The organism is Dactylosporangium sp. CA-052675 (genome assembly GCF_050947935.1).
Taxonomy (GTDB): Bacteria; Actinomycetota; Actinomycetes; order Mycobacteriales; family Micromonosporaceae; genus Dactylosporangium.
Genome location: NZ_CP192010.1, coordinates 9637319 through 9652970 on the forward strand (window position 1 = coordinate 9637319; position 15652 = coordinate 9652970).

Consider the following 15652-nt stretch of genomic DNA (forward strand, 5'->3'; position numbering starts at 1 on the left):
GCAACGCCAAGCACGAGCAAGCGGCCGGAAGAAACCGTTCGGGCCCGGACGACAGCGCCCGGGCCCGGAAGAGGGCGCCGCCCTACAGCAGCTCGCTCGAGCCGCGCTCCTTCAGCGAGTCGACCAGCTTCTTGACGTCCTGCGCGCGGGCGCGCGGGCAGATCAGCAGCGCATCCGGCGTGTCCACGATGATCAGGTCGCTCACGCCCACCGCGGCCACCAGCCGGCCCGAGCGCGGCACCACGACCACGCGCTCCGCGTCCTGCATGAGGACCGTCGGCTTCGGGGCGACGACCGGGTCGTCGATGACGCTGCCGAGCTCGACCACCACGTTGCCCGCGGTGTCGGTCTCGAGCAGCTCGCCGAGGGTGTGGAAGTCGCCGACGTCGTTCCAGCCGAAGTTGCCCGGCACGGTGCCGACCAGGCCGGCGCGGCCCGCGCCCTCCATGACGCCGAAGTCGACCGAGATCTTCGTCAGGCCGGGCCAGATCTCGGCCAGGACCTCCTCGCGCTCGCGCGACTCCCAGGACTCGGCGATGCGCCGCAGGCCGTCGTGCAGGGTCGGCTGCTGGCGGGCGAGCTCGTCGAGGAACACGTCCACGCGCCAGACGAACATGCCGGCATTCCAGAGGTACTCCCCCGAGTCGACGTAGCGCTGGGCCACGTCGAACGCGGGCTTCTCCGCGAACTCGGCGACCTTGCACACGTCGCCGGTGCCCGTGGGCTCGCCGACGTGGAGGTAGCCGTAGCCGGTCTCGGGGTGGGTCGGCGTGATGCCGATCGTCATGAGCAGGCCGTCCTCGGCGCCCTGGATCGCCCGGTGGAGCGTGTCCTGGAAGGCCGGGACGTCGCGGACCAGCTGGTCGGCGGCGAACGCGCCCATGGTGGCGTGCGGGTCGCGGCGGGCGATCACCGCCGCGGCGAGACCGATCGCGGCGCAGGAGTCGCGCGGCGTGGGCTCGACGAGGATGTTGCCCTCCGGCAGGCCCGGCAGCTGCCGGGCCACGGCGGCCGCGTGCGCTACGCCGGTGACCACGAACGTGGACTCGGGCGTCGCCAGGCCTTCCAGACGCCCGTAGGTCGCCTGGAGCAGCGACAACGGGGTCCCGGTGAGGGCGTGGAGAAACTTCGGATGGCCGGCTCGCGACAGCGGCCAGAGCCGCGTGCCGCTGCCACCTGCAGGAATCACCGCGTAGAACACGCGCCCATCATGCCCGGAAAAGGGGGCCTTCTCACAACTCGGGGGTGTCAACACCATTACCGAAATCGCCTCGCGTCGTTTCGGCGGGTGACATTCGAGGTCACCCCGGGTCAGTAACCGCGGGGGCCCGCGGCTCTGGCCCATGCGGCGAGGTGGACCTCGGCGCTGGACTCCCAGGTGAACTCCTTGGCGCGCGCGGCGCCGGCCTTGGCCAAAGCGTTACGTCGCTCGGTGTCGTCGAGCAGTGCCGCAAGGTCGCGGGCGATCTCGTCGGGGCCCGGTCCGGTGTAGGCCACCGCGTCCCCGCCCACCTCCGGCAGGGAGAGCCGCGGCGTGGTGAGCACGGGTGCGCCGCAGGCCATCGCCTCCAGGATCGGCAGGCCGAAGCCCTCGCCGAAGGACGGGTAGGCCGCGACCACCGCACCGCCGAGGAAGCCCGGCAGGTCCGCGTAGCGCAGGTAGCCCGGGCGCAGCAGGCGCAGGTGGCTGGGGACCTCCGCGATGGCCCCGTCGATCTCGTCGTCGTGGCCCTGGCCGCCGGCGACCACCAGCGCGGGCGGGTCCGCCCGGTCGCGCACGGCCGAGATCCAGCCGCGGATCAGGCTGGGCACGTTCTTGCGGGGCTCCTTGGCCCCCAGGAAGGCGACGTACTCCGTCGAGCCGAGCCCCAGCCGCGCCCGCACGCGGGCCTTCTCGTCGTCGCTGGGCGCGTGGAACGCCTCGGGGTCGACGCCGTGGTAGGCCACGTCGATGCGGGTCGGGTCGGCGTCGAGCAGGCGGATCAGCTCGTCGCGGGTCGCCTTGCTGGGCACGATCACCCGGCTGGCGCGCCGCAGCGACGTCTTGATCGCGGAGCGGAAGAACGTGCGGCGGGACTTGTCGTAGTGCTCGGGCTCGGTGAAGAACGTGGCGTCGTGGACCGTCACCGTCACCGGGCACCCCGCGCGCAGCGGGCACGTGTAGAAGGGCGAGTGCAGCACCTGGGCGCCGACCTGCTGGGCGAGCATCGGCAGGCCGGTCTGCTCCCACGCCAGGCGGGCCGGGCGGTGCGCGGCCGCGGCCGGGGCGGACATGATCCGCGCGTTCGGCAGGAGCCGCCCGTAGCGCTCGGCGTCGGTGCGCTGGCACACGACGGCCAGGTCGGCGTCGAGCGCGCCCAGCGCGCCCAGGAGACCGTCGACGTAGCGCCCCACCCCGCCTCGGTCGGCTGGGACACTCGTGGCGTCTACGAGCACGCGTGGCGGTCGGCCGGGGGTCACGGGGCACTCCCTTTTGAACTCGTGCGGATCTTCGGTGCGACTTCTCGCGGCAAAGCCTACGCCCGATCCGCCGGTGATCGATGTCCACGACGCGACTCGCATCGTGAGTTCCACCCAGGATTCAGCCTGAATCAACTCATGTGTCGGCCGCCAAGTTCAAGTTTTGCTCAATTCAGGGGCATCGGTACGTCGCCGGGCGCTCCGACCTCGTAGTTCCCGATTCCCCGCACGTCGAACCGCCCGTCGTGGTACACCGCGAGGTCCGCCCGGCCGTCCCCGTCGTACTGCCCCGGCACCGGCGTGTCGCCCGGGTCGCCGAGGCGCACGGGGGCCTGGCCGGTGATCGTGAACTGCTGCGTCGACGGGGACCACACGGCCGCGTCGAGCCGGCCGTCGCCGTCGTAGTCCGCGGGCACCGCGATCGCGCCGGGCTCGCCGAACTGCCACTCGCGGATCGCCCGGATCGCCCACAGGCCGGTCGACGGGCGCCAGATCGCGGGCTCGGCCTTGCCGTCGCCGGTGTAGTCGCCGGGCACGGGCTGGTCGCCGGCCTGGCCGAGCTGCAGCTCGCCGACGCCCTTGATGTACCAGACCCCGTTGGACGGCCGGAACACGGCGAGATCGACCTTGCCGTCGCCGTCGTAGTCCGCGGGGGCCGGCACGTCGCCGGGCAGGCCCCACTGGGCCACCGAGCGGCCCTCGCCGGTGAGCAGCATCGTCCAGTTGCCGGTGATCGGCGACCAGGTGGCCACGTCGGCCTTGCCGTCGCCGTTGTAGTCGGCCGGCACCGCGATCTCGTTCGGGCCGGACGTGAAGATGGGCTCGGCGATGCCCTGCAGCCGCACCGTGCCGTCGGCCGGGCGGTACGCCGCCATGAGCGAGCGCACGGTCTGCGGCTTGACCAGGTCCCCGAGCAGCGCGGCGGCCCGGTCGCGGATCGCCGGCAGGGCGTCCATCCCGCGGGCGCCCGGGCACTCGGTCGGGTTGGTCTGGCGGTGCGGGAAGACGCGCGGGACGGTGACCGTGGTCGCGGCCGGGTACCGCGACGTGGAGCCGCCCCCGCTCAGCGTCACGGTTCCGCGCGGGTCGATGGCCTGGCTGAGTGAAAGTTTCCACGCGGTGTACCTGGCGGCCGACTCCACCACGGCGGGCGGGACGGTCACGGTGGAGTACGTGCCGAGCATGGCGATGCCGGCCGTGCCGGTGTTGAAGCCGCCCGCCTGGGCCCCGACCACGGGGCGGCTCAGCCCGCCGGCCCGGCCCTCCCAGAGTCGGCCGAACCGGTCGACCAGCACGTTGTAGCCGATGTCGCCCCAGCCCCGGCTGACCGTCTGGTACTGGTAGATCGAGCGCAGGATCTTGGGCACGTCGGCCTCGGAGTAGTCGTTGCCCGTCGCCGTGTGGTGCACCGCGACCGCCTTGACCATCGGCGCGTACTGCGGCCGCCAGTCCATCAGCTGCTCGTTGGCCCCCCAGGCGGCGCGGCGGTTGATGGCCGGCATGAACGGCCGCAGCGCGACCGGGGCGTCCTCGAGCACGGGCGGGGCCGGGGGCGCCGCGTCGGCGGGCGAGTCGGTCGGGTCGATGAGGTCGGCGGCGAGATCGTGCGGGGCCGAGCCACCGGTGGCGCTGACGGTGATCTGCACGCCGTCGCTCGGCCCGACCCAGACGAGGTCGGAGCCGCCGCGCTCGACGGGGCCGCCGGCCGGGGCGCTCGGCGAGGGCGAGGCCTTGGCGCGCGGCCGGGCGGGCCCGCTCACCGGGTCGCGGTCGGCCTCGCCGGCGCCGACGGTCTGCCACGCGCTCCAGGCGCCGCCCGGGGTGTGGTGGCGCACGGCGACGCTGACCGCGCCGACGCGCCCGGTCTCGCGCCAGGTGACGCCGACGGCGCTGAAGGGCTCGACGGAGGCGCGGGTGACGGTGAGCGTCCGGCTGCGGGTGGTCTTGCGGTAGCCGCCGTCCAGCGGTACGCCCTCGAGCACCCCGTTCTGCGCGCTCACCCCGTCCGCGGGCCGGTCGAAGTCGCCGAGCGGGACGCGGGTCACGCGCGTGGGCACACCGCTGCCGCCGGGGGCCTTGGCCGCCGGGTTGGCCCACTCGACCGGCGCGGTGAGCCCCTCGGCGGCCACCGGAGGCTCGCTCGTGCGGGCCGCGGCGCCGCCGCCGACGGCCCCGGCGGCGAGGAGGGCGAGCGAGCAGCCGGCGAGGGCGACCAGCCTGCTGCGCCGGTATCGTCGCGTTGCCCAGACACCCATCTCGCTTGCCCCATCTCGCTAGAAATCAGGTGAGATGCTATGGAAGGGATTAATTGGACATATGGGGAATACAGTTCCTTCACTCTTTGCGGCATTTGTGGGGAAAGACCCGTCACTTCCGTTCCTGACGTTCTACGACGACGCGACCGGCGAGCGCACCGAGCTGTCCGGGGCGACGCTGGCCAACTGGGTGTCGAAGACCGCGAACCTGCTGGTCGACGGGTGCGGGCTGGGGTCGGGTGACGTGGCCGCGGTGCGGCTGCCCGCGCACTGGCAGACCGCGGCGGTGCTGCTCGGCGCGTGGACGGCCGGGCTGAGCGTGGCCTACGGGGAGCCGACGGGCGCGGGGGCCGACGTCGAGTTCGCGTCCCTCACGGCGGCGGAGACGGGCGCGCCGGGGCCGGCCGACCGGTACGTGCTCGGCCTCGCGCCGATGGGCCTGCCGATGCGCGGCGGGGTGCCGGACGGGTTCGCGGACTACGTGGCCGAGGTGCGGCAGTTCGGCGACCACTACCCGGGCCCGGTCGGCGGGGCCGGGACCGAGGAGCTGGTCGAGCGCGCGCGGGCGCTGGGCTACCCGGCCGGGCGCGTGCTCGTGGACGCCGTCGCGCACCCCGACCCCGTCGAGTGGCTCGTCGCGCCGCTCGCCGCCGGGGCCAGCATCGTGCTGAGCGTCAACAGCGACCAGGCGAAGCTCGAGCAGCGCGCGGCGTCGGAGCAGGCTACCGCCGTGCTGTGACGAAGTACTGCAGCGACTCCGGATTCACCAGCGCGCCCTTGGCGGCCGCCTGATCCACCGGCGTGCCGGTGAGGATGCGCTTCACGGGCACCTCCAGCTTCTTGCCCGACAGCGTGCGCGGCACGGCCCCGACCTGGAAGACCTCGTCGGGGACGTGCCGCGGCGAGAGCGCGGTGCGCAGCTCCCGGGCGATGCGCGCGCGCAGCGTGTCGTCGAGGGTGACGCCGTCGGCCAGCACCACGAACAGCAGCAGCTCACCCGCCCCGCCCTCGGGGTCCTCCAGGTGTACGACCACCGAGTCCACGACCTCGTCCAGCCCCTCCACGACCGAGTAGAACTCGCTCGTGCCGAGCCGGACGCCGCCGCGGTTCAGGGTCGCGTCCGAGCGGCCGGTGATCACGCACGCGCCGCGCTCGTCGATGGTGATCCAGTCGCCGTGCCGCCACACGCCCGGGTAGGTGCCGAAGTACGCCTCGGCGTAGCGGCTCCCGTCCGCGTCGCCCCAGAACCCGACCGGCATGCTCGGCATCGGGGCGGTGATCACCAGCTCGCCGAGCTCGCCCACCACCGGGGTGCCGTCCGCCGCGAACGCCTCGACCCGCGCGCCGAGCGCCCGGCAGGCGATCTCCCCGGCCCGCACCGGCAGCAGCGGCGCTCCCCCGACGAAGGCGGTGCAGACATCGGTGCCGCCCGAGACCGACGCCAGCAGCAGATCCTTCGACACGGCGTCGTAGACCCATTCGAAGCCCTCGGGCGGCAGGGGCGCGCCGGTGGAGCCGAGCCCGCGCAGGCGGCTCAGGTCCGCGAAGTCCCTCGGCACCAGCCCGGCCTTGCGGCAGGAGAGCAGGAAGGGGGCGGAGGTGCCGAAGTACGTGGTGCCGGTCTCTTCCGCCACCCGCCACAGCCAGCCGAGATCGGGGTGCGCCGGGTTGCCGTCGACCAGCACGACCGCGGCGCCGACGGCGGGGCCGGAGACGAGGTAGTTCCACATCATCCAGCCGGTCGTGGTGAACCAGAAGAACCGGTCCCCCGGGCCGAGGTCGTGGTGCAGGGCGAGCATCTTGAGGTGCTCGAGGAGGATGCCGCCGTGGCCGTGCACGATCGGCTTCGGCAGGCCCGTCGTGCCCGAGGAGTAGAGGACGTACAGCGGGTGCTCGAACGGGACCCCGGCGAACTCGAGCGGCTCGTCGGTCGCCGCGGTGAGCCCGGACCAGTCGTCCCGGGCCGCGTCCGTGTCTCGGTTCAGGTATCCGATGCGCACCACGTGCTCGACCGACGGCAGGGCCGCGCGGATGGCCTCGACCTCGGCGGTGCGGTCGATGGGCTTGTCGCCGTAGCGGTAGCCGTCGACCGCCACGAGCACCTTCGGCTCGATCTGCTGCCAGCGGTCCACGACGGAGCGGGTGCCGAACTCGGGGGCGCAGCTGGAGAAGACGGCGCCGAGGCTGGCCGCGGCGAGCAGGAGCACGAAGGTCTCGGGGATGTTCGGGGCGTAGGCCGCGACCCGGTCCCCCTCGCCGACTCCCAGCCGCCGCAGCCCGGCCCGGGCCCGGCGGACCTGCTCGCGCAGCTCGGCGGCGGTCAGCTCGACGGGTCCGCGGGTCTGCGAGCGGGCGATCACGATCGGCTCGTCGTCGGCCACCCCGGGCATGCGCAGGACGTGCTCGGCGTAGTTGAGGCGGGCCCCGGGGAACCAGCGGGCGCCGGGCATCGTCGCGTCGGGCAGGGTGTCGGCGGGCGCCACGTGCGCGATGACCTCGAAGTGGTCCCAGATCGCGCGCCAGAACTCGGCGGGCTCGTCGACCGACCACTGCCACAGTGCCTGGTAGTCGTCGAAGGCCAGGCCGCGCTCGGCCTCCAGCCGGCGCAGGAATGCCCCGATGCGGGTGTTCTCGCGCACGTCCGACGGGGGTTCCCAGAGCACCTTTGCCATTGGTCCATCTTGCGGTACGCGTGAACGGTCGCTCAGTGTGGGTGAACCCCATCCGATCCCTCGATCGGATGGGGCCCGCCTACATCGCGCTACTTCGTCTTCGGGGACCCGCTCGGCTTGGGCAGGTCGCTCAGCCGCACGTCGGGGGCCGGGCGGGGCTGGGTGCCGAAGTCGATCAGGCCGACGTTGCCCGGGTTCAGGGCCAGGTCCTTCGACGGCCAGGCGCTGCCCGCGTGGCGGCCCGTGGCCGAGTCGAACAACCAGCAGTCCACGCTGCCCGAGCCGTTGGGTTCACGATCCATGCAGACGAGGTCGTACGGCCGGTCGCCGATCCGCGCCGTGGTCGCCTTCACGTCGGGCATCTTCGCGAGCGCCTTGTAGATGACGGCCCGCTGCGGCGGTGTCCAGAACGGCTCCGAGTAGTCGATCAGCTCGAAGGCGTCCTTCCAGATCATGGCGTCGGCCGGACGGCCGGGGTACTCGGTCTGGGCCCACTGCCGCCAGTACGTGAGGAGCTGGCCCGGGTCGGTGGGCAGGCCGGCCACGAACTGCGCGGTCGGGCGGTGCATGCCCGCCGGGAGGGCCGCGGCCCGGTCGATCTCCTCCGCGGTGCTCGGCACGTCCATCGTCTGCGTGCCGTCGGTGCGGCGGACGCGGAGGGTGACCATGGTGGCCGGGTCCATCCAGAGCTCGTGGATGTAGGTCTGGTTCCCGCCCGCCAGGTTGTACGTCTTCACGTAGAGCACCTGCCCCGCCGGGACCGGCATCGGCTGGGCGCTCGCCCCCGCGTCGGCCAGGCGATCCATCGCGGCGACCGCCTTGGCGTGCGTCGCACCCCCGTCGCCGCTGACCTCGGCGTTGAGCGGCGCCCGGGTCCCGATCGCGATCGGGATCTCCGGGGGCCCGCCGTCCGTGGGTGAGCCGGTCGCGGCCGGCCGCTCGGCCGGGGCCTGGCCGCCGGTGCCCGCCGGGCCGCCCGCGTGCTGCACGGCCACGCCGGCGCCCACGACCACGGCCAGCGCCGCGGCCGCGCCGGCGGTGGCCAGCAGCCACTGGCGGCGGCGCGTCGGCGGGCGGTACTCGCCGCCGGCCAGCCGGTAGCGGCCCTTCGCGAGCACCCCCTCCGGCGGGGTGTCCAGCGCCCGGCGGAACTCCCGCAGGGCCAGAAGGTCATGATCGTCAGTGCTCATCGTCGCTCCGCCTCGTCGAGTGCCTTGCGCAACTTGGTCCGGGCCCGGTGCAGCGCCGACTGGACGGTGCCGAGGGGCAGGTGCAGCGCCTCGGCGATCTCCGCGTAGGACAGGTCGGCGACCGCGAACAGCAGCAGCACGTCGCGCTGGCGGGCCGGCAGCTCGGCGAGCACCCGCGCGACGAGGCGCGCCCGCTGGCCGGCGGCCACCCGTTCGTCCGTGCGGGCCGCGTGGCTCTCCGCCGACATCTGCGCCAGCAGCGGGTCCGCGCCCGTCCGGGCCAGCGCCCGGTAGCCGCGCACCTCGTCGCGGCGATGGCGGAACAACACATTGGTGGCGATGCCGAACAGCCACGGAAGCGGGTCGGCGCCGGGGTCGAGGGTGTGGCGCTTCTCGTACGCGACGAGAAACGTCTGGGCCACCGCGTCCTCGGCGAGATCCGGCCCCACCCGGCGCGCGCAGTAGCGGTAGAGCACCCGCGCGTGCCGGTCGTAGAGGGCGGTGAAGCCGTCCGCGATCAAGAGGTTGCCTTCCGGGTCCACACCCCTTCTTGTCCGGTGCCTGTCGCGCTGTTCCCGGGGGTTTTCCGCTCTTGCCACCGCGGAGGCCGGGATTCCTGGCGGGAGCGACGGTCCGGACCACCGCGGACCCGAGCCATGGGCTCCTGGCTCTTCGCTTTTCGGCCCCTCAGCGGTTCGATCGATGCCGTTGGATCGCGTCCCGGCGGGCGAGACGGTGCTCGCGTCGGATTTCCGCCTCGCGCCACCGGCCCTCGTCGACGGGCGAGTCGGGGACGACGGCGGGAACGGGGCGGGGCCTGCCATTGGCGTCGATGGCGACGAAGACGAGGTACGCGGTCGCCACGACCAGCGGGGCGCCCTCGCTGACCACGTCCCAGCGCTCGGCCTCGAGCCGGACGCCCACCTCCATCGAGCTCGTGCCGGTCCAGTTGACCTGCGCGAACGCGTGGACGAGGTCGCCGACGCGCAGCGGCTCGAGGAACGCGATCTCGTCGATCGAGGCGGTCACGGCCGTCCCGCCGCTGTGCCGCGCGGCCGCCGCGCCCGCAACGTCGTCGATGAACTTCATGATCACGCCGCCGTGGACCGTGCCGTAGAGGTTGACGTCGACCGCGGTCATGATCCGGCTCAGCGTGACCCGCGAGTAACCGGTGGGACGGCCGGGCGGTCGGGCGGTGTGCTCGGTCATGCCAAAGACGGTACGGTGCGAGCCATGCGACACGTCGGAAGCCTGATCGCGGGGATGTTCATCGCCCCGATCGCCTGGCTGCTGATCGCGATCGGTCAGCAGCAATCCGCGGAAACCGTGGCGAAGTGGGTCGAGCGCGGCGCTTTCGACTCCGTCGACCTGCTCGTGCCCGCCGCCTACCTCCTGGGCGCCGGCCTGCTCATCGGACTCATCGCCAGCCTGCGCATCTCGCCCGTCGGCCCGATCGTCGCGGGACTCGCGCTGCTCGCCACCTATGTGAGCCTCTTCATCGACCCGCTGTCGGTGATGAACAGCCTGCCCCGCGACCTGGCGATCGCCTCGCTGAAGGTGGACCTGCGCCTGCCGATCGTCAACGGCACCACCGCCGTGCTCGGGCTCGCGCTGCTCATCGCCGCCTTCAGCGTCAAGCGCTGGCGGACCTGGCCGACCGCGGTGCCGCTGGTGCCGGTGGCGGGCGAGGGGCCGGCGGACGCCCACGAGTACCCGCTCGGGCAGGGGCCGGCGGCTCCGCCCCCCGTGGCCCGGCCCGCGTACTCGCCGCCCTCCACCACGACCGCGTTCCCGGCCGCCGCCACGTCGGTGCTGCCGGCGCCGGGCGGGTTCGGTGCCCCGCCGCCCGCGCCCACCGACGAGACCCAGCCGGTGCCGCGGTTCGCCCCGCCGGCCGCCTCGCCGTTCGCGCCCGCGCCGCCGCCGGTGTCCACGCCGCCGGTGTCGGCGCCGCCGGGGGCCTCCGTGCCGCCCGGGTCGGTCCCGCCGCCGTTCGCCGCGCCGCCGCCGGTCTCGACGCCGCCCTTCATTCCGCCGGCGCCGGTGGTCTCGGCGCCTCCCGTCTCCGCGCCTCCTGTCTCCGCGCCTTCTGTCTCCGCGCTTCCTGTCTCCGGACCTCCCGTCTCCGCATCGCCGGTCTCCGGACCGCCGCCCGCGGCCGCGCCGCCGGTCTTCACGCCGCCGGTTGTTTCGGCGCCGCCGGTGGCCTCCGCGCCTCCGGCTGCTTCCGCGCCGCCCGTCTCCACACCGCCGCCCGTCTCCACACCGCCGGCGGCCGCCGAGCCGGCCTGGTTGACGCCCGAGGACGACGCGCCCGCCGCCGGGGCCGTGGCCTACAGCCGGGGGGCCAGCTCGCCGCCGCCGCCGGCCGACGACGCGCCGCCGGCCTGGCCGGTGCCCGCCTCGCCCGCGCCGGCCCCCGGGTCGACGGACACACCCTCGGGCTCGTGGCCCGTCGTCCCGGCACCGAGCGCGGCCATCGACACCAGCACCGGCACCGATACCAACACCGACGCCGACGCCGAGACCGGGACGGAGGCGACCCGGCCGCTGCATGCGGGCGAGAGCGCCAGCGGGCTCCCGTCGCGCGCGGCCCGGGGGCCGGCCGAGGAGGAGCGCTCGATTCTCGCCGGGCCCTCGTTCGACGGGTTCGCCGTCGCGTCGTCGCGTCCGGGGCGCGAGGAGGAGACCGAGGCGTTCCACCCGGGCTCCCAGTCGCCCGCGACGCCGCGGCCCCGGCACTCGGCCGGACCGGCCGGCGCCGGCGGGGACGCCGAGCCGGAGGGGCGGCGCGGGCGGTTCCAGCCGATGGCGCCGCAGCCGCCGGTCGAGGAGGCCACGACCGTGATCAAGGCGCCGTCCGCGGACGAGGCCACGACCGTGCTGCGCTCCGACGCCCCGCCGGCGAGCCCGGGGGCGCCGGCCCGTGCCGCGGAGCCGGCGAATGCCGCGGCCGAGGACCCGGATGCCACGACGCTGTGGCCTTACGGCGGCGGCGACGAGGCCACGACGCGGCTCTCGGCGCCGATGGCCGATGCCGAGGCGACCGCGAACTTCGGGTTCGGGGAGCAGGCGGTCAGCCCGGCCGAGGCGGCCGAGCGGCGGGCGGCGTTCGCGCGGGGCGAGGCGGAGCGGCGGGCGACCGCGGCGCAGTCCCAGCTCGATCGCATCTCGGCGGAGCGGGCCGCCTCCCAGGCGACCGGCTCGCAGCCCGCCGCGACACAGCCGGCCGCGACACAGCCGGGCACGCAGCAGCCGGACACGGACGAGCCGCAGCCGCGGCGGGACAACCCCTGGGCGCAGCCGCCGCGCGACCGGGGCTGAGCCGCACGTCGATCACCTTCCGGCCCCGCCGCTCGGCTCGAGCGGCGGGGCCGTTGCCGTCCACGCCCGTCGATGGATCGAACGGGCGGCGCTTTAAGGTTCCCGACCCTTACATTTAATAGTGTTAACTGATAGCGTCCCTGCTCATCGATCCATCGATGGGCAGGAGGTCCCGTGAGATCTCGTCGTCGCACAATCGCCCTGGTGACCGGGGCGGCCGCGGCTCTCGTTACGGCACTGGCCCTCGCGCCCGTGCTCGGGGCCCAGGCCGCCACGAACGTGGCCGCCGCCGCGTGTTCGGCGCCGGTCTGGGCCGAGGGCAACACGTACACCGCCGGCCAGCAGGTGACGTACAACGGCCACACGTACCAGGCGCTGGTGACCCACACCGCCTACGTGGGCGCCGGCTGGAACCCCGCGGCCACGCCGTCGCTGTGGAAGGACCTCGGCGCCTGCTCGGGCGGCGGGACCACCTCCCCGACCGCCTCGCCGTCGCCGTCGCGCACCACGTCCCCGTCGCCGTCGACCTCCCCGAGCAAGTCGCCGTCGGCCTCGCCGAGCAAGTCCCCGAGCACTTCCCCGAGCACATCGCCGACCGGCGGCACGGGCGGCTGCGCGGTGAAGTCCCGGCCGGCCGGGAAGGTGCTGCAGGGCTACTGGGAAAACTGGGACGGCGCCTCCAACGGCGTGCACCCGGGCCTCGGCTGGATTCCGATCACGGACAGCCGGATGGCGCAGCACGGGTACAACGTCATCAACCTCGCCTTCCCGGTCATCCGCTCCGACGGCACCGTGCTGTGGGAGAACGGCATGGACTCGGGCGTGAAGGTGCCGACGCCGGCCGAGATGTGCCAGGCCAAGGCGAACGGCATGACGCTGCTGATGTCCATCGGCGGCGCCGCGGCCGGCATCGACCTGAGCTCCTCGGCGGTCGCGGACCGGTTCGTGGCCACGATCGTGCCGATCCTCAAGGCCAACAACTTCGACGGCATCGACATCGACATCGAGACCGGGCTCTCCGGTAGCGGCAACATCAACACGCTGTCGACGTCGCAGGCCAACCTCATCCGCATCATCGACGGCGTGCTGGCCCAGATGCCGTCGAACTTCGGCCTCACCATGGCGCCGGAGACGGCCTACGTGACCGGCGGCAGCGTGACGTACGGCTCCATCTGGGGCTCGTACCTGCCGATCATCAAGAAGTACCTGGACAACGGCCGCCTGTGGTGGCTGAACATGCAGTACTACAACGGCTCGATGTACGGCTGCTCCGGCGACTCGTACTCGGCCGGCACGGTCCAGGGCTTCACGGTGCAGACCAACTGCCTGAACTCGGGCCTGACGATCCAGGGCACCACCATCCGGATCCCGTACGACAAGCAGGTCCCCGGCCTCCCCGCGCAGTCGGGTGCCGGCGGCGGCTACATGACCCCGTCGCTGGTGTCGCAGGCGTACAACAGCGTCAGCGGCATCAAGGGCCTCATGGACTGGTCGATCAACTGGGACGGCTCCAAGGGCTGGACCTTCGGCGACAACGTGAAGTCGCTGCAGGGCCGCTGATCACCCACACTGCGATTCCGCACTGACGAAGGGCCGGGCGCGCATGCCCGGCCCTTGCGTCATGCCGCCCGGTGCAGGGACGGCATCTGCAGCAGCGGCGGGATCGCGGCCGGGTCGAGCGGCCGGTGGAGGTGGAACCCCTGCCCGAGGGAGCAGCCCAGCCGCTGTACCGCATCCAGCTGCGCCTGGTTCTCGATGCCCTCGGCGACGACCCGCAGCCCGAGGATGTGCCCGAGCTCCATGATGGTCGAGACCAGCGCCATGTCCCGCCCGGTCAGCTGGGTGCGCGCGATGAAGGCGCGGTCGACCTTGAGCTCGTCGACGGGCAGGTCGCGCAGGTAGGCCAGCGAGGAGTACCCGGTCCCGAAGTCGTCGATCGACAGCTGCACCCCGCGCGCCCGCAGCCGGTTGAGCGCCAGCACCGCCGGCTGCGGGTCGCTCATGAGCACCGACTCGGTGAGCTCCAGCGTGACCGCGTTCGTGGGCAGTCCGGCGGCGGCCAGGGTGCGGGTCACGTCCTCGACGAAGCCCGGCCGCACCAGCTCCCGCCCGGAGATGTTGACGTTGAGCGTGAGCCCGGGCCGGCGCCGCCGCCAGGCCGCGACCTGCCGGGCGGAGCTGGCCAGCACCCACTGGCCGATGTCGGCGATGAGCCCCGACTCCTCGGCGATCGGCAGGAACTCGCCCGGCGCGACGACGCCGCGGCTCGGGGAGTTCCAGCGCAGCAGCGCCTCCACGCCCACGATCGAGCCGGCGTCGAGGCGGACCAGCGGCTGGTACACCAGCCCGAACTCCCCCTCGGCGAGCGCCCGCTGCAGGTCGGCCCGCAGCGAGAGATAGTGCAGCGCGGCCGCGTGCATGGCCGGCTCGTAGACGACGACCCGCCCGGGGCCGTCCTGCTTCGCGCGGTACATCGCCAGGTCGGCGCAGTTGAGCAGCTCGTCGGGCGATCCGCTGCCGTCGGCGCCGGGCAGGGCCGCGCCGACGCTCGCGCCGATGTAGACGCTGCGGCCCTTGACCCGGAACGGCTCCCGCACCGCGGCGATGATCCGCTCGCCGGTCGCCACCGCGGTGTCGCGGTGCGCGTCGCCGAGCAGCACCGCGAACTCGTCGCCGCCGAGGCGGGCCACGGTGTCGCCGGCGCGCACGCAGCCGCGGATCCGCTCGGCGACGTCGGCGAGCAGCTGGTCCCCGGCGTCGTGGCCGAGGCTGTCGTTGACCGCCTTGAACCGGTCCAGGTCGATGAAGAGCACCCCGGCGCGCGGACGGCCGTTGAAGGCCTTCAGGAACAGGGCGCGGCTGGGCAGGCCGGTCACGTGGTCGTGGTGGGCCTCGTGGACCTGCTCGACGGTGCGCGCGTCGGTGAGCGCCAGGCCGACCTGCTGGGCGAAGGCCTCGAGCTGGTCGGCGTGGTAGCCGGCGGCGTCGCCGGCCCGGGCCACCAGGCTCCCGGCGATCTCCCCGGTCACGAGCACCGGCACGGCGATGACCGCGTGTCCCTCCTCGTCCTCGTCCACCTGCAGCGAGCCGGTGTGCATCGCCGCCCGGGCCGCGTTGCCCGGGCGGTCGCCCGGCCCGGCGCCGCCCGCGCAGGAGGCCACCCGCGGCGCCGGGTCGGCCAGGATCAGCGCGACGTAGGCGTCGCCCAGCAGCTCGGCCGCGCCGCCGGTGATCGCGTCGAAGGTCTCCTGCAGCGGGCGCCGGCTCGTGATGCCACGCTGGATGGCCAGCAGGGTCTCCACGAGCCGGGCCTCCCGCTCGCGGTCGGCGCGCAGGGTCTGCTCGGCGGCCAGGGCCCGGGCGCCGCGCATGGCGGCCCCGAGCATCTGGGCCATGCCCTGCAGCGTCTGGCGTTCCTCGGGCGTGAACGGCTCGTCGAGCCGGCCCAGGATCAGCACCCCGGGCAGGCCGGAGCCGAGCTGGCTCGGCACGGCGTGGACGTCGCCGAGCCCCGGGATGTCCACGAGCCCGCCCGCCGAGGGCAGGGCGAGCAGGTCGCGCCCGGGCGCGGCGCCGCCGAAGCCCCACGAGCCGCGCGGGCGCCCGCCGAGCACGACGAGACCGACCTCGGCCTCGACGATCTCGGCGGCCCGCTCCACGGCGAAGGCGATGGCGGCCTCCTCGGAGGCGGCGGCGTTGACGGCGACGAAGTACTCGGTCAGCTGAGCGGTCGACCAGGCGGTCACGGGAT

The 15652-nt window shown here is 74.0% G+C and carries 11 protein-coding genes; 3 read left to right on the top strand and 8 right to left on the bottom strand.

Going from position 1 to position 15652, the window contains the following annotated elements:
- Nucleotides 1–82 precede the first annotated feature (82 nt).
- The 3 genes from ACQP1P_RS43235 to ACQP1P_RS43245 all read right to left on the bottom strand — a co-directional run bounded on the left by ACQP1P_RS43235 (nt 83) and on the right by ACQP1P_RS43245 (nt 4715).
- Complete coding sequence (locus ACQP1P_RS43235; RefSeq protein WP_433080480.1) at nt 83–1201, bottom strand: mannose-1-phosphate guanylyltransferase; 1119 nt, start codon at nt 1199–1201, stop codon at nt 83–85.
- A gap of 110 nt (nt 1202–1311) precedes the next feature.
- On the bottom strand, nt 1312–2460 hold the full coding sequence (locus tag ACQP1P_RS43240) for a glycosyltransferase family 4 protein (protein WP_433080482.1): 1149 nt from the start codon (nt 2458–2460) through the stop codon (nt 1312–1314).
- Nucleotides 2461–2627: 167 nt separating this feature from the next.
- Entirely contained in the window at nt 2628–4715 is a 2088-nt protein-coding gene (locus ACQP1P_RS43245; RefSeq protein WP_433080484.1) for an FG-GAP-like repeat-containing protein, read from the bottom strand.
- Between the two features lie 97 nt (nt 4716–4812).
- Between ACQP1P_RS43245 and ACQP1P_RS43250 the strand changes: the two genes are divergently transcribed.
- Nucleotides 4813–5454 carry a TIGR03089 family protein gene (locus tag ACQP1P_RS43250; protein WP_433080486.1) on the top strand — a complete coding sequence of 214 codons (642 nt, stop codon included), beginning with the start codon at nt 4813–4815 and terminating at the stop codon, nt 5452–5454.
- Here ACQP1P_RS43250 and ACQP1P_RS43255 read toward each other — a convergent pair.
- The 4 genes from ACQP1P_RS43255 to ACQP1P_RS43270 all read right to left on the bottom strand — a co-directional run bounded on the left by ACQP1P_RS43255 (nt 5438) and on the right by ACQP1P_RS43270 (nt 9786).
- A complete protein-coding gene (locus ACQP1P_RS43255) occupies nt 5438–7387 on the bottom strand; it encodes an acetoacetate--CoA ligase (protein WP_433080488.1) in 1950 nt (649 codons plus the stop codon). The genes ACQP1P_RS43250 and ACQP1P_RS43255 overlap by 17 nt on opposite strands.
- Before the next feature lie 89 nt (nt 7388–7476).
- The gene (locus ACQP1P_RS43260; RefSeq protein ID WP_433080490.1) at nt 7477–8577 is read right to left on the bottom strand and encodes a hypothetical protein; all 1101 of its coding nucleotides are present in this window, start codon (nt 8575–8577) and stop codon (nt 7477–7479) included.
- Nucleotides 8574–9119 carry an RNA polymerase sigma factor gene (locus ACQP1P_RS43265; protein ID WP_433080492.1) on the bottom strand — a complete coding sequence of 182 codons (546 nt, stop codon included), beginning with the start codon at nt 9117–9119 and terminating at the stop codon, nt 8574–8576. Before ACQP1P_RS43265 ends, ACQP1P_RS43260 begins: the two co-directional genes overlap by 4 nt.
- Nucleotides 9120–9264: 145 nt before the next feature.
- Complete coding sequence (locus tag ACQP1P_RS43270) at nt 9265–9786, bottom strand: acyl-CoA thioesterase (RefSeq protein WP_433080494.1); 522 nt, start codon at nt 9784–9786, stop codon at nt 9265–9267.
- A gap of 24 nt (nt 9787–9810) precedes the next feature.
- On the opposite strand from ACQP1P_RS43270, the gene ACQP1P_RS43275 reads away from it, so the two are divergent.
- Nucleotides 9811–11901, top strand: coding sequence for a hypothetical protein (locus ACQP1P_RS43275; protein ID WP_433080496.1), 2091 nt, complete (start codon nt 9811–9813; stop codon nt 11899–11901).
- Nucleotides 11902–12075: 174 nt separating this feature from the next.
- Entirely contained in the window at nt 12076–13461 is a 1386-nt protein-coding gene (locus tag ACQP1P_RS43280) for a carbohydrate-binding protein (protein ID WP_433080498.1), read from the top strand.
- 59 nt (nt 13462–13520) lie between these two features.
- On the opposite strand, the gene ACQP1P_RS43285 is transcribed toward ACQP1P_RS43280, so the two are convergent.
- Nucleotides 13521–15647 (bottom strand): putative bifunctional diguanylate cyclase/phosphodiesterase, encoded by a 2127-nt coding sequence (locus tag ACQP1P_RS43285; RefSeq protein ID WP_433080500.1) that lies wholly within the window; start codon nt 15645–15647, stop codon nt 13521–13523.
- Nucleotides 15648–15652: the final 5 nt, after the last annotated feature.